Annotated in this window: 14 protein-coding genes; 5 read left to right on the plus strand and 9 right to left on the minus strand. The window is 65.9% G+C overall.

The features are described from left to right. Positions 1-180: 180 nt before the first annotated feature. Together ACZ60G_RS17530 and ACZ60G_RS17535 are read right to left on the minus strand one after the other, a co-directional pair. Positions 181-765 (minus strand): lysostaphin resistance A-like protein, encoded by a 585-nt coding sequence (locus ACZ60G_RS17530; RefSeq protein WP_465811117.1) that lies wholly within the window; start codon positions 763-765, stop codon positions 181-183. Positions 766-812: 47 nt separating this feature from the next. Continuing rightward, complete coding sequence (locus tag ACZ60G_RS17535; RefSeq protein WP_465811118.1) at positions 813-2564, minus strand: alpha/beta hydrolase; 1752 nt, start codon at positions 2562-2564, stop codon at positions 813-815. A 379-nt stretch (positions 2565-2943) separates the two neighbouring features. On the opposite strand from ACZ60G_RS17535, the gene ACZ60G_RS17540 reads away from it, so the two are divergent. Continuing rightward, positions 2944-3234, plus strand: coding sequence for a YiaA/YiaB family inner membrane protein (locus tag ACZ60G_RS17540; RefSeq protein ID WP_465811119.1), 291 nt, complete (start codon positions 2944-2946; stop codon positions 3232-3234). Between the two features lie 58 nt (positions 3235-3292). Here ACZ60G_RS17540 and ACZ60G_RS17545 read toward each other — a convergent pair whose 3' ends face one another. Both ACZ60G_RS17545 and purL read right to left on the minus strand, forming a co-directional pair. Further along, positions 3293-5074, minus strand: a complete 1782-nt coding sequence (locus tag ACZ60G_RS17545) for an alpha/beta hydrolase (RefSeq protein WP_465811120.1) — start codon at positions 5072-5074, stop codon at positions 3293-3295. A 71-nt stretch (positions 5075-5145) separates the two neighbouring features. Beyond that, complete coding sequence (gene purL, locus ACZ60G_RS17550) at positions 5146-7440, minus strand: phosphoribosylformylglycinamidine synthase subunit PurL (protein ID WP_465811121.1); 2295 nt, start codon at positions 7438-7440, stop codon at positions 5146-5148. Positions 7441-7617: 177 nt separating this feature from the next. Here purL and ACZ60G_RS17555 point away from each other — a divergent pair, with 177 nt between their 5' ends. Next, positions 7618-8919 carry a glycosyltransferase 87 family protein gene (locus ACZ60G_RS17555; protein ID WP_465811122.1) on the plus strand — a complete coding sequence of 434 codons (1302 nt, stop codon included), beginning with the start codon at positions 7618-7620 and terminating at the stop codon, positions 8917-8919. 338 nt (positions 8920-9257) lie between these two features. Here the strand turns inward: ACZ60G_RS17555 and ACZ60G_RS17560 are convergent, their stop codons facing one another. Both ACZ60G_RS17560 and ACZ60G_RS17565 read right to left on the minus strand, forming a co-directional pair. Further along, complete coding sequence (locus ACZ60G_RS17560; RefSeq protein ID WP_465811123.1) at positions 9258-10565, minus strand: M18 family aminopeptidase; 1308 nt, start codon at positions 10563-10565, stop codon at positions 9258-9260. 437 nt (positions 10566-11002) lie between these two features. Then, complete coding sequence (locus ACZ60G_RS17565; protein WP_465811124.1) at positions 11003-11428, minus strand: MarR family winged helix-turn-helix transcriptional regulator; 426 nt, start codon at positions 11426-11428, stop codon at positions 11003-11005. A 49-nt stretch (positions 11429-11477) separates the two neighbouring features. On the opposite strand from ACZ60G_RS17565, the gene ACZ60G_RS17570 reads away from it, so the two are divergent. Next, positions 11478-12554 (plus strand): substrate-binding domain-containing protein, encoded by a 1077-nt coding sequence (locus ACZ60G_RS17570; protein WP_465811125.1) that lies wholly within the window; start codon positions 11478-11480, stop codon positions 12552-12554. A 6-nt stretch (positions 12555-12560) separates the two neighbouring features. Here the strand turns inward: ACZ60G_RS17570 and purQ are convergent, their stop codons facing one another. Both purQ and purS read right to left on the minus strand, forming a co-directional pair. Continuing rightward, positions 12561-13241, minus strand: a complete 681-nt coding sequence (gene purQ / locus ACZ60G_RS17575; protein ID WP_465811126.1) for a phosphoribosylformylglycinamidine synthase subunit PurQ — start codon at positions 13239-13241, stop codon at positions 12561-12563. 76 nt (positions 13242-13317) lie between these two features. Continuing rightward, the gene (purS, locus tag ACZ60G_RS17580; RefSeq protein ID WP_040686358.1) at positions 13318-13557 is read right to left on the minus strand and encodes a phosphoribosylformylglycinamidine synthase subunit PurS; all 240 of its coding nucleotides are present in this window, start codon (positions 13555-13557) and stop codon (positions 13318-13320) included. 95 nt (positions 13558-13652) lie between these two features. Between purS and ACZ60G_RS17585 the strand changes: the two genes are divergently transcribed. Next, a complete protein-coding gene (locus ACZ60G_RS17585) occupies positions 13653-14297 on the plus strand; it encodes an MBL fold metallo-hydrolase (protein WP_465811127.1) in 645 nt (214 codons plus the stop codon). A gap of 89 nt (positions 14298-14386) precedes the next feature. On the opposite strand, the gene ACZ60G_RS17590 is transcribed toward ACZ60G_RS17585, so the two are convergent. Then, complete coding sequence (locus tag ACZ60G_RS17590) at positions 14387-15751, minus strand: M20/M25/M40 family metallo-hydrolase (protein WP_465811128.1); 1365 nt, start codon at positions 15749-15751, stop codon at positions 14387-14389. 232 nt (positions 15752-15983) lie between these two features. Between ACZ60G_RS17590 and ACZ60G_RS17595 the strand changes: the two genes are divergently transcribed. Further along, on the plus strand, positions 15984-17396 hold the full coding sequence (locus ACZ60G_RS17595) for a glutamate decarboxylase (protein WP_465811129.1): 1413 nt from the start codon (positions 15984-15986) through the stop codon (positions 17394-17396). Positions 17397-17440 lie beyond the last annotated feature (44 nt).

The raw sequence follows: 17440 nt of genomic DNA on the forward strand, positions 1-17440 counted from the left end.
GTCTGTGAGTGTGTCCCGAGCACTGAGTACCGCAGCCATGCTCATAGAACACCTTTCAATTGTCAATGGCGGCAAAGAGTTCGGTCGTCACGGTCAGGTGTGCACGTTCGGGCTCTTTCGCGCCAGGATGGACGATTCGGCCACCAGCAGGGAGCCGCAACGTGGCAGCGGCCGAAGCCGTCAACTGCTCGGCGGACCGGCGAGGTGCGGCACAAGTGCACCACCGGCGTTCACGGCGAAGTGCAGCAGAGCGGGGGCGGTGGCGCTGTGGGTGCGGCGGTACAGCAGATCGAATACGAGGCCACCCGCTGCGGTCGCGGCAATCGATGCGAGCACATTGTCGCCTGCGGCGCGTGCCGGATGGATGTGCCAGAGTCCAAAGGTGCTCGCTCCGATCAACGCGCCGAAGCGTGGCCCGAACTCCTTGTCCAGCAACAGGTTAAGCGACGCGCGAAAGATGAGCTCCTCGCTGTAGACGGTGCCGATCGGGATATGTACCGCGACCCACTCATCGAGCGGGACATCCGGAGCCCGGTCGGCGAACCCACCGAGGCGATCGCGCAGCGCCGGAATGGCAACGGCCACACCATAACCGGCGGCGACCAGGCCCGCCGAGACGAGTCCGTAACCGAGCCCCCGCGCGGACAACCAGTTCGGACGGCCGCGAAATGCCAGTGCGTAACCGGTCGCGAATCCGGCATTGGCAGCGGTGCGACCGCGCAGATCCAGTTTCAAGCGCGGCAACAGCCAATTGCTCCATGCCAACGGAACACCAACAGCGACAGCAGTTTTCGCAATACGCCCGATAAACGTCATTTGATCTCGCGCTCGTAGTCCTCGGCGACCTCGATCTGGGCCCGGATCCTGTCGGACTGTTCCACGGTCCAATCCGGCGGTGCCGCAACGGCGATCCAGCCGTCCAATACCAGACTCCCGTACCGGTGCCCGTGCCCGTCTGTGACGCCCTGCGCATTGGACAGGTCACAGGTGACCTGCCAGAACGTGACGAACGGCCACCAGCGCATCTGCGAGGACACATCGGAGCCGCGCGGTTCGGAGAGCCAATCCGGTTGGGAGAAGATCAGATCCGAGGACCACCAGACGATCGGGTCGGAGGCGTGCTGCAGATAGGCGATGCGCGGGGCTCGCCATTCGGTGGTCGGACGCGCGAGATCGGCACTGTCGGAGGCGAATCGGACCACCAGGCCGTCGGCGTACACCGGCTCGACCTCGCGCGATCCGGGATCGCGTCGCGATACGAACTGCTCCCACAGTCGATTCGAATTCGGCGGTCCGACCCACAGCGCACCATCGACCTTGGAGCGCAGATCGGCGAGTCCGTCGAAGGCCGCCTCCGAGCCCTGCGAGCCCAGGCTCTCGCCGTACACGAGCAGCTTCGGCCGCGCCCCCTCTGGCCGCGCCGACCAATGCTGGTAGACCGCGTCGAACAGCTGCTTACCCGCATCCGATGCCTTGCCGCGGTCCGCGAGGAAGGACAGCACGCTGGGCAGATACGAATACTGCGAGGCCACGATGGCGGAATCGCCGCCGTACATGTACTCGATGGCGCCGGCCGCCATGGAATTCACCCATCCGGTGCCGGTCGTGGTGACCACCACCAGCACCTTCCGGTCGAAGGCGCCGGTGCGCTCCAGTTCGGAGACCGCGAGTTCGGCTCGCGCGTCACCGCGCGGCGCCGACTCCAGACCCACATACGCGCGGATCGGCTCGCGCGCGGGCTTTCCGGTGATCGAGGTGATCCGGGCCGCGGAGGGACCGTGCGAGACGAACCAGCGGCCCTCGAATCCGAGCGAATCCCATTTCGCCAGCGAGGCCGGACTGCCCGACCGCTCGGGCTGCACCGGTTGGACCGCATTCGGCGAAGTGTGATCGTTCTGCACGCTGAATGCGGAGTTGGCCACCGCGAAGAAGGCGCGCGAGGCGACGCCGTTGAACAGCGTGACGGTCAGCACCACCAGAACCAGGAATCCGGCCGATGGCGCCAGCTCGCGCGGCACCCGCACCCAGCGGTTGAGCTGGCGAGCCAGGAATCGAATGATCTCGCGCAGCGTCCGATACACCGCGACCACCCCGGTCCCCACCGCGATACTGAGCAATCCCGTGCGCAGATACGCGGGGGTTGTGGTGCCCTCCATACCCATCAGCGCGGTGATCTCACGTTGCCAGCGGGCCGACTGCACCAGCATTAAGGCCGCGGTGACGGCGGCAGTGAGCAGGATCGCCGATTTCACCGCATAGCGCACCCAAGTCGGCGGCGGTGCGATCCGGTCGCGCAGCAGCTTGCCCAGCCGCGGCCGGACCCAGAGCCGGAACAACCACTCCAACAGGCAGCCGAGACCGTAGCCGAGCGCGGCATTGATGCCGCTGATCAGGCCCTGGAACAGCCAGTCGCGCGGCACCAGCGACGGCGTCACCGATAGTGCGAAGAAGATCGTCGCGAAGACCAGCCCGACATAGTTCAGATCGATGATGTCCTCGGCACGGCGCACCACCACGACGCCGCGCGTACGCAGCTTCGTCAGGGTGGTCGTGGTTTCGAGCATCGGTCAGCGCGACGGCGCGATGCCCGGGTTGTCGGTGGGATCGGGCACGGGCGGCGACGTCAACGGGTCCGTAGCGATCATCACTCGAACAGTATGCGGGTGCGCTCGGGTCAGCGGGTGCGTGCCCGGAGCGTCACGCGATATTGCCGACACAGATCACAGCGCCCGCTCGGCCGACCGAGCGACACGATTCGCGAATCATCCAGCGGCAGTGCCACTACCGCGTCGTCCGGCAACTACCCAACGCGCTCGAGTAGTTGTACGCGGTTGCGCAGCGCGCCGAATCAGCAGACTTCATATCCATGAGTGAGCGAAGCGAACGAATAATGTGCCAGCGCGCCTTGCGCATGCCGGAGCCGAGCGTCAGCGAGGCGCAGGCATGAGCAATCCCAACGCCCGGCCGAAAACCTCTTCGGCCTTCCTCGCGCAAGCCGCGATCGCGTTCGGCGTCAGCTTCTTCGGGACCGGCGTCGGCATCTTCTACCTGCCACTCGATATCGCACAGCGCGGCTTCCTCGGCATGTCCGTGCTGTTCCTGGTGTCGAGCGCGTTCACCCTGGCGAAGGTCGTTCGCGACCAACAGGAATCGGCGAGCATCGGCCGCCGCTTGGACGAGGCGCGGATGGAAAAGCTGATGGCGGAACACGATCCGTTCAAATCCGTCGCCTGATGGCGCGCGCCTGGGCGAGTCCGGCAACGAGGGGTTCGGGCCCGCCCAGGTGTGTGCTTTATTTCAGCTGGTGCTCACGGGCCGAGGAGATCGCCAGATAACCCTGGATCCGATCCGCCAGATCAGCCGACCAATCCGGCGGCTGCGCGATCGCGGCCCACGCATCCAAAACCAGGTTTCCGTAGTTGTGCCCGTGTCCGTCGCTGACGCTCTGCGCTCTGGGCAGATCCGCGGCGACCTGCCAGAACGTGACGATCGGATACCACGCCATCCGCGAGGAAACATCGGGCCCGCGGGGTTCGCGCAGCCAATCCGGTTCGCTGAAGAGCAGATCCGGCGACCACCAGACCACCGGATCGGAGGCGTGCTGCAGATAGGCGATACGGGGTGGCAGCCAGTTGTCCCCAGGCTTCCACAGGTCGGCGCGGCTGTCGGAGAAGCGCACCACCAGTCCGTCGGCATAGGTCGGCAGGATCTCCGGTGTGCCCGGATCGCGGCGGGCGGTGAATTCACTCCACAGCCGGTTGGAATTCGGCGGTCCGACCCACAGCACGCCGTCGGTCTTCGATCGGATATCGGCCAGACCGGTGAAAGCACCTTCGGAGCCCTGGGATCCGAGACTCTCGCCGTAGACGAGCAGCTTGGGCCGCGCCTCCTTCGGCCGGGCCGACCAATGTTCGTAGACCTTGTCGAAGACCAGCTTTCCCATCTGGGTGGCCTTGTCCTTATCGGACAGGAACGACAGCACACTCGGCAGATAGGAATACTGGGTCGCGGCAATCGCGGTGTCGCCGTTGTACATCAGCTCGATGGATTCGGCGCTGGACGAATCGACCCAGCCGGTGCCCGTCGTCGTCACGACCACCAGCACCTTGCGCTCGAATGCCTTGGTGCGCTCCAACTCCGCCGCGACCAATTCGGCCTGCGCCTGCGGGCCGTCGGCCGATTCCAATCCGGCGTAGACCCGAATCGGTTCACGCGCGGGCCTACCGGTGACCTGGCTGATATCGGCGGCGGTCGGCACGAAGGAGACGAACCAGCGGCCCTCGGAACCGAGCGTATCCCAGGCCGCCAATGAGTTCGGACTGCCGGAGCGCTCCGGCAGTAGCGGCTGTACGGCATTCGGCGAGGTGTGGCTGTTGCGTACGCTGAAGGCCGAATTCGCCACGTCGAAAAAGACTTTGGTTAGCACGCCATTGAACAGCAGCACCATCGCGACCACCACGACGAGCACACCGGTCGGCACGGCCAATTGGCGCGGAAAGTGGGCGCGCCTGATCAGCTCGAATGCGATCGAACGGACGAGCCGCCGCAGTATCCGGAACACCGCGATGACGATCGCGCCGACCAGCGCGCTCATTGCGCCGGTGCGCAGGAATCCGGAGGTCGTGATGGGTTCCATGCCCATGAGCGCGGTGATTTCGCGCTGCCAGCGGGCCGATTCGATCAGCAGGAAAACGGCGACGCCGAGACAGGCGAGCACAATCGTGGTCTTGACCGCACCGGACAGCCATTTCGGCCGTCGCGCCCACACCCGCGTGACCGCAGGCGGCAACTGAGCGACCTTGCGGCGCAACGGTTTCCGCAACCACTTGCGGTAAATCCATTCGAACAGACAGCCGATGCCGTAGCCGATGGCCGCATTGATCCCGCTGACCAGCCCCTCGAACAGCCAATCCCGTGGCAGCAGTGAGGGTGTCAGCGACCAGCCGAAGAACACCGTGGCCACGATGAGGCCGACGTAGTTCGGGTGGAAGAAACGCTCGACGGCGCCGACAAGCTTGCCGACGCCGTCGCGGAGCGAGCTCAGGCCCCGGAGGCGGTAGCGGAGCGTGACCACGGAGGGGACAGCGAACGCCGCAAATCCAGCCCTGCGTAGGACTGCCGAGACTTCACCAGCCTCCGGCGCGTTCAAACGGCACTGGCCCCGAACAGCTTCGGCAGCGTGCCCTCGTGCGCCTCGCGCAGATCGTCCAGGGTGATCGAGAGCTGGCCCTGCACCTCGACGGAATCCGAGCCCTGATCGACCACACCGATGCGCATCCACGGCAATTCGCGCGCGGTGCACATCTTGGTGAAGCGAGTCTCCTCCGAGCGCGGTACCGCGACGAGCACCCGGCCCGCCGATTCGGAGAACAGCTGCACGAACGGATCCGAACCCTCGGGGAGCAGAATGCGGCAACCGGTTTCGCCGGCCAGCGCGGCCTCGATCACGGTCTGGATCAGGCCGCCCTCGGAAAGGTCGTGCGCCGCACTGATCATGCCGTCGCGCGAACCCGAGGTCAGCACCTCGGCGAGCAGCTGTTCGCGGGCGAAGTCGACCTTGGGTGGCACGCCGCCGAGATGGTCGTGCGCGACCTGCGACCAGATCGAGCCGCCGAATTCGTCGGCGGTCTCGCCGAGCAGGATCAGCGTCTCGCCCGGCTCCAGGCCGAGTCCGGTCGGGATGCGCCGGTGCACATCGTCGATGACGCCGAGCACGCCGACCACCGGGGTCGGCAGGATGGCGTCCTGACCGGTCTGGTTGTAAAAGCTGACATTGCCGCCGGTGACCGGAATGCCGAGGGCCACACAGCCGTCCGCGAGACCGCGCACCGCCTGCTGGAACTGCCACATGACGCCCGGGTCCTCCGGAGAACCGAAGTTGAGGCAGTTGGTGACGGCCTTCGGCGTCGCGCCGGTGGTGGCCACATTGCGGTAGGCCTCGGCCAGTGCGAGCTGTGCGCCGGTGTAGGGGTCGAGCTTGGTGTAGCGGCCGGACGCGTCGGTGGCCAGCGCGATGCCGCGGCCGGTCTCCTCGTCGATCCTGATGACACCCGCATCGGCGTGTTCGGCGAGCACGGTATTGCCGCGGACGTAGCGGTCGTACTGCTCGGTGATCCACCGGCGGCTGCACAGCTGCGGGCTGGCGACCATCTGCAATACGGTGGCGCGCAGTTCCTCCGGTGTCTTCGGCCGGGGCAGCGTATCCGGGGTGTCGGCGATGAGCGCGTCCTGGAAATCCGGTCGCTGGACCGGGCGCTCGTATACCGGGCCCTGATGTGCGACCGTGCGCGGCGGCACATCGACGACGGTCTCGCCGTGCCAGCTGATCACCAGCCGGTCGCCCTCGGTGACCTCACCGATGACCGTGGCCAGCACATCCCACTTGTGGCAGACGGCCATGAACGCGTCCACGTTCTCCGGCGTGACCACCGCGCACATGCGCTCCTGCGATTCGCTGGAGAGCACCTCGGCCGGTGTCATGCCCTTGGCGCGCAGCGGCACCTTGGTCAAGTCGATATGCATGCCGCCGTCGCCCGCCGCCGCGAGTTCGGAAGTGGCACAGGACAATCCGGCACCGCCGAGGTCCTGGATGCCGACCACCAGCTTGGCCGCGTACAGCTCGAGACAGCACTCGATGAGCACCTTCTCGGCGAACGGGTCGCCGACCTGGACGCTCGGCAGCTTCTTGCGGCCGGTACCGGATTCGTCACCGGAGAAGGTATCCGAGGCGAGCACCGAAACACCGCCGATGCCGTCGAGGCCGGTGCGCGCACCGAACAGAATGATCTTGTTGCCAGCGCCGGAGGCGAAGGCCAGATGCAGATCCTCGACCCGCATGACACCGGCGCACAGCGCGTTGACCAACGGGTTGCCTTGGTAGGAGGCATCGAAAACGGTCTCGCCGCCGACATTCGGCAGGCCGAGCGAGTTGCCGTAGCCGCCGACACCGCGCACCACACCGTCGACCACGCGCCGGGTATCGACCGCGTCCGCCGCACCGAAGCGCAGCTGATCCATCACCGCGATGGGCCGCGCGCCCATGGCCATGATGTCGCGCACGATGCCGCCGACGCCGGTGGCCGCACCCTGATACGGCTCCACATAGGACGGGTGGTTGTGGCTCTCCACCTTGAAAGTGACCGCCCAGCCCTCGCCGATATCGACGACGCCCGCGTTCTCACCGATGCCCGCGAGCATCGCGGACTTCATCTCGTCGGTGGTGGTCTCGCCGAAGTAGCGCAGATGCACCTTCGAGGACTTGTAGGAGCAGTGCTCGCTCCACATCACCGAATACATCGCCAATTCGGCGTCGGTCGGCCGACGGCCGAGGATTTCCTTGATCCGCGCGTACTCGTCGTCCTTGAGACCGAGCTCCTTGTACGGCTGCGGGGCGTCGGGAGTTGCTGCGGCTGCGCTGACGGTGTCGACCTGCGGAGTCACGGAGTACCAGGGTCCTTTCGGGCCGGAGCGCGAAGCTGGGGATTCGCCATGAAGTTTAGCCGTGGCCCTCGATGGACAGCCGCTCGCATCGACCGGTCGTCCGGATCGCCGGTTTTCGGGCGCGGATGCCTCGGGTCGGCACACATTGCGGGAGTTCGCAACCGCTACTCTTTGGCGGTGAACGATCGATCGGGGGTTGCGGATCCGGCCGAGCAGCCCGTCACCACGCAGGACATCCGGCTCGAAGCCGACTCGGACATCTCGCCACGATTCTCATTGTCGAATCCGCAGGTGCGCTGGCTGCTGATCGCCGTGGCGATGTTCGCCGTGTCGGCCATCGTCTCGCTGGTGGCGCACTGGTGGAACGGATACATCGATCTGCAGGTCTATCGCAACGGTGCGCGCGTCTGGCTCGACGACGGCGAGTTGTACGGACCGATGCCCCCGGTCGAGGGGATCGGACTGCCGTTCACCTATCCCCCGCTGGCCGCCCTGTTCTTCGCACCGCTCGCGCTGATGCCGCTGCCGCTGGCCGAGGTGCTGGTGACCGCCACCTCGGTGCTCAGCCTCGGCATCACGCTCTGGCTGGTGCTCGCGCGGCTGCGCCCGAGCCTCGAGCGGCGGACCGTGCTGGCGCTGGTCATCGGTATGGTCGCGGTGGCGCAAACGTCCGAACCGATCCGGGCGACCTTCGGCTTCGGCCAGATCAATCTGGTGCTGATGGCCGCGATCACCATGGATTGCCTTGTCCGCAAACCGTTCTGGCCGCGCGGCATGCTGATCGGCATCGCGGTCTCGGTGAAATTGATTCCGGCCGGATATCTGCTGTACTTCCTGCTGCGCCGGGATTGGAAGGCGGCGGGCACGCTGATCGTCTCCGCGATCGTCGCGGTCGGACTCGGATTCCTGCTGTTCCCGAGCGATTCGGCCGAATACTGGTTCCACACCCTGGCCGATACCGGCCGCATCGGCCCGCCGTACTTCGCGGGCAATCAGTCGATCAAGGGCATGGCCTTCCGCCTCGGTGTCTCCGATTCCCTGGCCACCCTGATCTGGATCACCCTGTCGCTCATCGCGCTTGCCCTCGCCGCGGTGTGGATGCACCGCCTGCTCGAAGCGGGACAGCAGGTCGCCGCACTGATGGTGAACGCTGCCGCGGTACTGCTGGTGTCCCCGGTTTCCTGGTCGCACCACTGGGTTTGGATCGCCCCCGCCATCCTGGTCGCCGCCGACGCCATCGCCCGCGGCACCCGCAACCGCTGGTTCATCGGCTCCGTCGCCGCCTTCACCGTCCTGTTCATGATCGGCCCGCAATGGCTCCTGCCGCATTCGAAGGACCTCGAACTCGGCTGGGCCTGGTGGCAACAAATCATCGGCAGCAGCTACGTCCTCGCGACTCTTGCGGTGTTCGTGGTCGCCGTCGTCACCTACCACCCGCCCGCCACAACAGCGCCGGACAAATCCGCCACACCAACCTAGGCACCCGCCCATCGAGCGCAGTCAAATGGTCGCGAGCCTCGTCGAGGGCAGTCGAATGGTCGCTCAACACCCCGAACCCAACCACCATTTGACTACCCTCGACAAAGCACGCAACCACAGCCGGTGGACCGGGCCGGAAGCCACCTGACTGCGGGAGGTAAGCCGGGTACGGCACGCGACGCGCCCAGCGCGGCCCGGAAAAGTCGCGGAACGGCACATCATCCAGGACGGCTCAAACTCCGAGTTGTCGTTGCAGGACAACAGAACCCACCGCAGCCCACCCAGCAATCGACCGTAGTCAAATGGCGGCTCGCCCCTCGACCCCGACCACCATATGACTACCGTCGACGGTAATCCGACGGGGCGGGGGTCAGGAAGGCGGCCAGGGCCGCGGCGTAGGCCGAAACGTCTTCGGCGCCCATCATTTCGCGGGCGGAGTGCATTGCCAGCTGGGGTGCGCCGACGTCGACGGTGGGCATGCCGGTGCGGGCGGCGGTCATCGGGCCGATGGTGGAGCCGCAGGGGAGATCGGCGCGGTGCACGTAACGCTGCAGCGGGACCTCGGCTTGGGCGCAGGCCAGGGCGAAGGCACCCGCACCTGCGGCGTCGGTTGCGTAGCGGAGATTTTGGTTGACCTTGAGCACCGGGCCGCCATTGACCTCGATGCGGTGGGCGGGCTCGTGCCGGTCCGGGTAATTGGGATGGGTCGCGTGCGCCATATCGCCGGAGGCGCAGACGGATCCGGCCAGGGCGGCCAAATACTCGGCGCGGCCACCGCCGCGTGCGAGCACGATGCGCTCCAGCACCGTCGGCAGCAGATCGGACTGTGCGCCGCGATCGGACTGACTGCCGACCTCCTCGTGATCGAACATCGCCAAAACCGGAATGGCCGCACCGGGTTCCGCGACCGCCGCGAGGAAGGCGTTCAATCCGGCATAGCAGGTGCCCTGGTTGTCCAGGCGCGGCGCGCTCACCAGATCGCGATCGCGGCCCACCAAGCGGCTCGGTGCCAGATCGTGGGTCATCAGCTCCCAGCCGAGCACCGCCTGCGGATCGACCTCGGCATATTCGGCGACGAAATCGAGGAACGAGCGCGGCTGCGCACCCAGACCCCAGATCGCATTGACGTGTCGCTGCGGATCGAGCGTGACACCCCGGCGGTCCTCCGAAAGGTGGATGGCCAACTGCGGCACCCGCAGAATCGGTTCATCGATGCGAACCAGCTTGTCGCGCACCGCAGTTCCGTCGCGCAAGCTGAGCCGTCCGGAGATGCCGAGTTCCCGGTCCAGCCATGAATTCAGCCAGGCGCCGCCGTAGGGCTCCAACCCGACCAGCTGCCAGCCCACCGCGGCCAGATCCGGATACTGCTTCACCCGCAGATTCGGACTGTCGGTATGCGCACCGACCACCCGGAACGGCGTCACACCGGCGGAATCGGCTGTCGCCCACGCGACCAGCGAACCGCCGCGCACGACGTAATGGCGGCTCGGACCATCCGATGGCCACGGCGCCGACTCCGCGAGCGGGGTGAAGCCGTGGGCGTCCAGTTCCCGCGCGACCGTCCGGCACACGTGGAACGGCGACGGTGAATCGTCGATGAAGGCGCACAATCCGGCGGCCGTGGCAGCGGTAGTGGAAACGGGCATGCCTGCGATCCTATGCAGAACGTCGCGCAGACCTCGAGATCCGTCTCGATCAGACCCCGCACGTGCACCTGCGCTTCGAGCGGTGGTTTGTCCGGGCTCGATAGAGATCGAGCAGGCAGTCCGTTAGCCCCCGGGCAGATGGTCGACAGCCCGGTTCAACAATCCGTACGGATTGAACTGATCGCGGTCGAAGTGCCCTCACCGACAACCCGCCGTCGTTGCGGTGGCACGCCTCGGCGAACGGTTACGTCGCCGGGAATCACCGCCGCGGCGGCGGAGTACAACTCGGTCCAGTCGTACTACCTCGAATACCGGGGGCACCATAACGCGGTCTATTCGGAACATAACCGAAGGAATGGAAATTACTGGCCCGCACCGGCACAACCGGACATTCATAGGATTAATTCATCCGACGACTGAGGCTGTACCGATTTGAACTACTCCGCGGAAACGAGTTCGAGCAAACGCATCAGCTCGGCATAACGCCGCACACCGATACGCGAACGCAACTCCTGCTCCGCACGCTCCTCCTCGACGCGCACCGCGTCGACCAGATCCGAACCGAGCCTGCTCAGCCCGATCAGGATGCGGCGGCGGTCGTCCTCGGCGGCCAACCGGAAGATCAGGCCGCGTTCGGCGAGTGCGTCGGCGTGCCTGGTCGCCGAGGACGGCGGTAGCTGCGACCTGGCCGCGAGCTCACTCATGGTGACCCCGAACTCGGTGGACAGATTCGACAGCATCGACCATTGATCGGCTGTCAGTTGCCTGGCGCACAGGGCGGCGTCGAGGTGATCCAGCCAACGCCGTTCCGCGGCACGCAGCGCACCATGCAGCGTGGAATATCCGCTTACAATGGTCGTCATTATTTCCTGCCTGCCATGAATTTCGCTCGAACGAGAAGAAGAGTACCGAATGTCAGCGTTCGGCGAGAGCCCAGACGGCACGATCGAGATCCTGAACATAGTCCCGATGCAGGGACCGGGCGGTATCGTCGCGGCGTCGTGCGATGCGGCGATTTCCCTCGCGGTCGACGAAATCAATGCTGGGGCCGGTTTTCTCGGCCGCGAAATTCGTACTACGAATATCGATGGCGGCCGGAATCCGCGTGAGGTCGCCGATGAGGTTTCCGCGCTGCTCGCCACCGGAATGGTGCACGCGATCACCGGCTGGCACACCTCGGCGGTGCGATTGGCCGTCGCGCGGGCCAATGCCAGTCGGGTGCCCTATCTTTTCGCCACCGGACACGAGGGCCTCACCAATGAGCTACCCGGGGTGCTGATGCTCGGGGAACATCCGGCGGGTCAGACCCTGCCCGCCGTGCACTGGCTGGAGCGCGAACACGGTGTGCGCCGCTGGGCGATCATCGGCAACGACTACATCTGGCCGCGCGAATCGGCCAAGGCGGTGCGCCGCAGTCTGGCCGATCCGAGCGCCATCGTGCTGGAGCGATTCGTACCGCTCGGCGCACCGGACTTCGGCGAATTCCTCAGCGATCCCGCATTGGACCAGGCCGATGCCGTCATCATTCTGATGGTCGGGGCGGATGTCTCTCACTTCAACCAGCAGTTCGCCGCCACCGGACGCACCGACACCCTGCTGCGCATCAGCCCGGCCGCCGACGAGAACGTCCTGCTGACCGGTGGTCCCGACGCCAACCACAACTTCTATGTGGCATCGAGCTTCTTCGTGGACCCGCACACCGACGACGGCCGCGACCGATTGGCTCGCTACCGCCGGCTACACGGCACCTTCGCACCCGCACTGACCAGCTTCAGCAATATGAGCTACGAGGCGATCCACACCCTGCGCGCGATCGGCGAGACGGTCGGATCACTGACCGTACCCGACGTGCACGCGGCCCTCGATCAGGGCGTGCAACTCGAAACACCCGGCGGTTCCCGAAGATTCATCGGAAACCAGGCCCAACAGCACGGCTATATCGCCCTGGCCGACGGCGTCGATTTCGACATCATCGCCCGGATCACTTGACGCTGTTTACGAGGCAGCGACCAGAGAGTCCAGTACCGAGAGGAACAGGCCGAGGCCGTCGTCACTCGGGCCGGTCAGCGGCTCGGTGGCGTGTTCGGGATGCGGCATCAGGCCGACGATCCGGCCATCGGCCGAGGAAATGCCCGCGATATCGCGCTGGGAGCCGTTCGGATTGTCGCCCGCGTAACGGAAGACCACCCGGCCCTCGCCCTCGAGTTCATCGAGCACGCTCTCCGACGCCTGGTAGCGACCCTCGGCGTTCTTGACCGGGATGAGGATCTGGGCGCCGGGCTCGAAGCGCGAGGTCCATGCGGTATTCGCGGTTTCGACGCGCAGCCATTCGTCACGGCAGACGAAGTGCAGACCTTCGTTGCGGGTCAGCGCACCGGGCAGCAGACCCGCCTCGCACAGCACCTGGAAACCGTTGCAGATGCCCAGGATCGGCAAACCCTTACCCGCGGCCTTGACGACCTCACCCATCACCGGGGCGAACCGGGCGATGGCACCTGCACGCAGATAGTCACCGTAGGAGAAGCCACCCGGCACGACCACCGCGTCGACCTGCTTGAGATCGGCATCGGCATGCCACAGGCTGACCGCCTCGGCGCCCGCCAGTTTCACCGCCCGAGCGGCGTCGACATCATCGAGCGTGCCGGGAAAAGTAATGACCCCGATCCGTGCGGTCATGACTGCGCCTCGCTAGCGCTCGGCTCCGTCATGCCCGCAACGGCGGCTGTGTTTTCGATTCGCTCGCTGCGCTCGCTCATGCCGAAACCCGCACGACCTTCCAGTCCTCGATAACGGTGTTGGCGAGCAGCGCCTCGGCGATCTGTTCGAGCTCAGCGTCGCTGACACTGTCGTCGACATCGAGTTCGAATCGCTTGCCCTGCCGCACATCCGACACTCCGGCGAATCCCAGGCGCGGGAGCGCGCCGGCGATGGCCTGACCCTGCGGATCCAGGATCTCGGCCTTCGGCATCACCTCGACCACGACTCGTGCCACGCGTTGCTCCTCAGGTGGTGTTGGGGTTACCTGAGCAGCGTAGTTGTCCAGCTTGTCCGAGCTACGGTCGGGGTCGAGTCAAATAGCATGGCCCCATGCGCATAGCCCACTTCGGCCACTCCTGCATCCTCGTCGAATTGCACGGCAAGAAGGTGCTGTTCGATCCGGGCACCTTCTCGCACGGCTTCGAGGGCATTACCGGCCTGGACGCCATCGCCGTCACCCACCAGCATCCCGACCATATCGATCCGAGCCGGATCGAGGCGCTGCTCGACAACAACCCGGACGCGCGCCTGTTCAGTGATCCACAGACCGCACAGCAGCGCGGCGAACCGTGGGAGCCGGTGCACGCGGGCAATGTGATCACCCTCGGCGATCTCCAGATCACCGGAGGCGGCGGCAGGCACGCCGTGATCCACCCCGAGATCCCGGTGATCGACAACACCGTCTTCCAACTCGGCACCCCGGACGATCCGGCCCAACTCGTGCACCCCGGCGACTCACTCTGGGTGCCACCGGTGCCGGTCGGCGTCCTCGCGATTCCAGCATCCGCACCGTGGATGCGAATCAGCGAGGCCGTCGACTACCTGCGCGCAGTCGCCCCCCGCACTGCCTTCCCCATCCACTTCGGCATCATCCAACCCGAAGCCCAGGGCATCTACTTCGGCCGCCTGGCCGAAATGGGCCCCACCGCCACAGAATTCACCGTCATCTCCCCCGAGACCCAGCGCGACCTCTAACTCCTGAACTGTTGATCACCATGTATCCCTGGCGGCAAATGTCGAGAGGGTCCGCCAAGGATGCATGGTGATCAGGTGTCCAACGCCTCTCAGCGGCCCTGTTCGGCGTAGGTGAGGAGGAAGAGGGCCTCGGCGAGGGCCATGTGTTCGATTTCGGAGGGGTCGACGCTTTCGTTGGGGGCGTGGATGAGGCATTTGGGCTCTTCGACGCCCAGCAGCATGATCTCGGCGTGCGGGTAGGTGTCGGCGAAGACGTTGCACAGCGGGATCGAGCCGCCCTGGCCCTGCGTGGTGGTCGTGCGGCCGTATGAGGCCGTGAGTGCGGCTTCCATGGCGGTGCGCGCGGGTCCGCCGCTGGCCGAGCGGAACGGTGCGCCGGTCGACTCGGTTTCCACCGTGAGCTTGGCGCGCCACGGCGTATGCGCACGCAGGTGGGCGGTCAGCAGTTCCAACGCCTGGTCGGGATCGGTCCCCGGTGGAATGCGCAGATTGAGCCGGGCTCGCGCGGCGGGCTGGATGGCCGCCGCTGAGCCGACCACCTTCGGCGCGTCGATGCCGAGCACCGTCAAAGCCGGTCGCGCCCAGAGCATATCGGCGACGGTGCCGTCGCCGATGAGTTCGACGCCGCCGAGTACGCCTGCGTCCGCACGGAATTGGTCCTCCGAGTACTGCACACCGGTCCAGCGCTGATAATTGGGCAGTCCGGCCACCGTGGTGTTGCCGTGTTCGTCGCGTAAGGCGGCGAGCAGGTGGATGAGCGCTGCGAGCGCATCGGGTGCGGGACCGCCGAACATGCCGGAATGCATTGGCCCGGCGAGGGTCTCGATGGTGACGACAACGTTCACACTGCCGCGCAGGGTCTCGGTCAAGGTCGGCACCCCGATTGCGAAATTGCCGCAGTCACCGATCAGAATCGCATCCGCGCGCAGAAAATCCGGATTGGCCTCGACGAATTGTTCGAGTCCGCCGGTGCCCTGCTCCTCGGAACCCTCCGCGACCAGCGTCACCCCGAGCGGCAGTTCCGCGCCGAGGGCCCGCAGCGCGGTCAGGTGCATCACGATATTGCCCTTGCAGTCCGCACTGCCGCGCCCGTACCAGCGGCCGTCCTTCTCGGTCAGCTCCCAGACCGGGGTGCGCCAGGCATCGTCATCGAGCGGCGGCTGCACGTCGTAGTGGCAGTAGAGCAATACCGTCGGCGCACCGTTCGGCGCGGGACGCGAGGCGATGACGGCCTTACTGCCATCGGGAGTTTCGTGCAGACCCACCTTCGTCAGACCCGCCCCGGCGAATGCGTCGGCCACCCACTGCGCGGTCCGGTCGCATTCCTCCAGCGGGAACTGTCGGGGATCGGCGACCGACTTGAACGAAACCAGTTGGGTGAGATCGGTTTTCGCCTGCGGCATCAGCGCGGCCACCCGCTGGCGCAGCGCCGCGGTGCGGGAGTCGTCGATCATCTGCGAAACCTCATTTCAGATCCGATCCGGCACAGAAGCGGCCGACCGCGCGCCGCCCGCCCACTCTGGCATGAACCGCTCGGTGCATACGGAGAACTCAGCCGACCGATCGGTCTGTGTCGTCCGGTTCGGAACATCGAAAATCCGGTCGCCGCTGTGACATGCTGAAACGTCGACGCTGGTTGCCACTGTTTTCGCAAACATCACGCGATCCATATTCGGAGGCGGTTCGATGACAGAAGGACTGGAGCCCGACGACCTATTCGCCCTGCCGGGCCTGCGCCGGTCGGCGCCGAAGGCCGGATTTCCGATCAACGAGTTGTTCCCGCAGGTGGCCTACGAGATCGTGCACGACGAGCTGATGCTCGACGGCGTCTCCCGGATGAATCTGGCGACGTTCTGCACCACCTGGGTGGACGATCAGTCGCGCAGGCTGATGAACGAATCTCTGGACAAGAACATCGTCGACAAGGACGAATACCCGCAGACCGCCGAATTGGAGCGCCGGTGCGTGCGGATGGTCGCCGATCTGTGGCATGCGCCGGATCCGGCAGGCACGCACGGCACCTCCACCACCGGCTCGAGTGAGGCCGCGATGCTCGGCGGTCTGGCCGCCAAATTCCGCTGGCGCAAGCGTGGCGGCACCGGTACCCCGAATTTCGTCTGCGGCCCGGTGCAGGTGTGCTGGGAAAAGTTCGCGCGCTATTTCGATGTGGAGATACGGCAGATTCCGCTGCGCGGGGACCGGCTGACCATGCATCCCGACGACGTAGCCGCCTACTGCGATGCGCGCACCATCATGGTGGTGCCGACCTTCGGGCAGACCTACACCGGCCTGTTCGAGGATGTCGCCGAGATAAGCAAGGCGCTGGACCGGCTGCAGGAGGTCAGCGGCCTGGATATTCCCATCCATGTCGACGCCGCCAGCGGCGGCTTCCTCGCGCCGTTCACCGCACCGGATCTGATCTGGGATTTCCGGCTGCCGCGGGTCAAATCGATCAACGCCTCCGGCCACAAGACCGGGCTCGCGCCGCTCGGCTCGGGTTGGGCGATCTGGCGTGAGGCCGCCGATCTGCCCGACGAGCTGATCTTCAATGTGGATTACCTCGGCGGCAGCATGGCCACCTTCAATCTCAACTTCTCCCGCCCCGGCGGGCAGGTGATCACCTCGTACTACGAATTCATCCGGCTCGGCCGCACCGGATACGCCCGACTCCAGTCCCAGCTCTACCACGTCGCCCAGCATCTGGCCGATGGCCTGCTGAAACTCGGGCCGTTCGAGATGATCCACGGCGGCGATCCACATCGGGGCATCGCGGCGGTGTCATGGCGGCTGACCGAGAATGTCGGCTTCAATCTCTACGAACTGTCGGATCGGCTGCGGACCAGGGGGTGGCTGATCGCCGCGTATCCGCTGCCCGCCGACCGCGAGAACGAGACGATCATGCGCGCACTGGTCCGGCACGGGTTCAGCATCGATATGGCCGACCTGCTGCTCGCCGATATCGCGCGCAGTATGGCGCAACTGGAAAAGCATCCACAAGCCAAACCGCTCACCCGAGAGGAAGCGGGCGGATTCACGCATAACGCGACCGCGGCCGTCCCGAGCGAGAAGGCCAAACCTGTTCGACCGAGCCGCGAATAGCGCTGGCGGAGTGTCGATTACGCCGCGCGCCGCCGCCCGGTCAC

Source organism: Nocardia sp. NPDC102475, assembly GCF_055584605.1.

What these genes read in the sequence shown, in the direction of transcription:
- ACZ60G_RS17535 (WP_465811118.1), bottom strand. Translation starts at nt 2,564, where the DNA reads ATGCTCGAAACCACGACCACCCTGACGAAGCTGCGTACGCGCGGCGTC.
- ACZ60G_RS17540 (WP_465811119.1), top strand. Translation starts at nt 2,944, where the DNA reads ATGAGCAATCCCAACGCCCGGCCGAAAACCTCTTCGGCCTTCCTCGCG.
- ACZ60G_RS17560 (WP_465811123.1), bottom strand. Translation starts at nt 10,565, where the DNA reads ATGCCCGTTTCCACTACCGCTGCCACGGCCGCCGGATTGTGCGCCTTC.
- ACZ60G_RS17565 (WP_465811124.1), bottom strand. Translation starts at nt 11,428, where the DNA reads ATGACGACCATTGTAAGCGGATATTCCACGCTGCATGGTGCGCTGCGT.
- ACZ60G_RS17570 (WP_465811125.1), top strand. Translation starts at nt 11,478, where the DNA reads ATGTCAGCGTTCGGCGAGAGCCCAGACGGCACGATCGAGATCCTGAAC.
- purQ (WP_465811126.1), bottom strand. Translation starts at nt 13,241, where the DNA reads ATGACCGCACGGATCGGGGTCATTACTTTTCCCGGCACGCTCGATGAT.
- ACZ60G_RS17585 (WP_465811127.1), top strand. Translation starts at nt 13,653, where the DNA reads ATGCGCATAGCCCACTTCGGCCACTCCTGCATCCTCGTCGAATTGCAC.
- ACZ60G_RS17590 (WP_465811128.1), bottom strand. Translation starts at nt 15,751, where the DNA reads ATGATCGACGACTCCCGCACCGCGGCGCTGCGCCAGCGGGTGGCCGCG.
- ACZ60G_RS17595 (WP_465811129.1), top strand. Translation starts at nt 15,984, where the DNA reads ATGACAGAAGGACTGGAGCCCGACGACCTATTCGCCCTGCCGGGCCTG.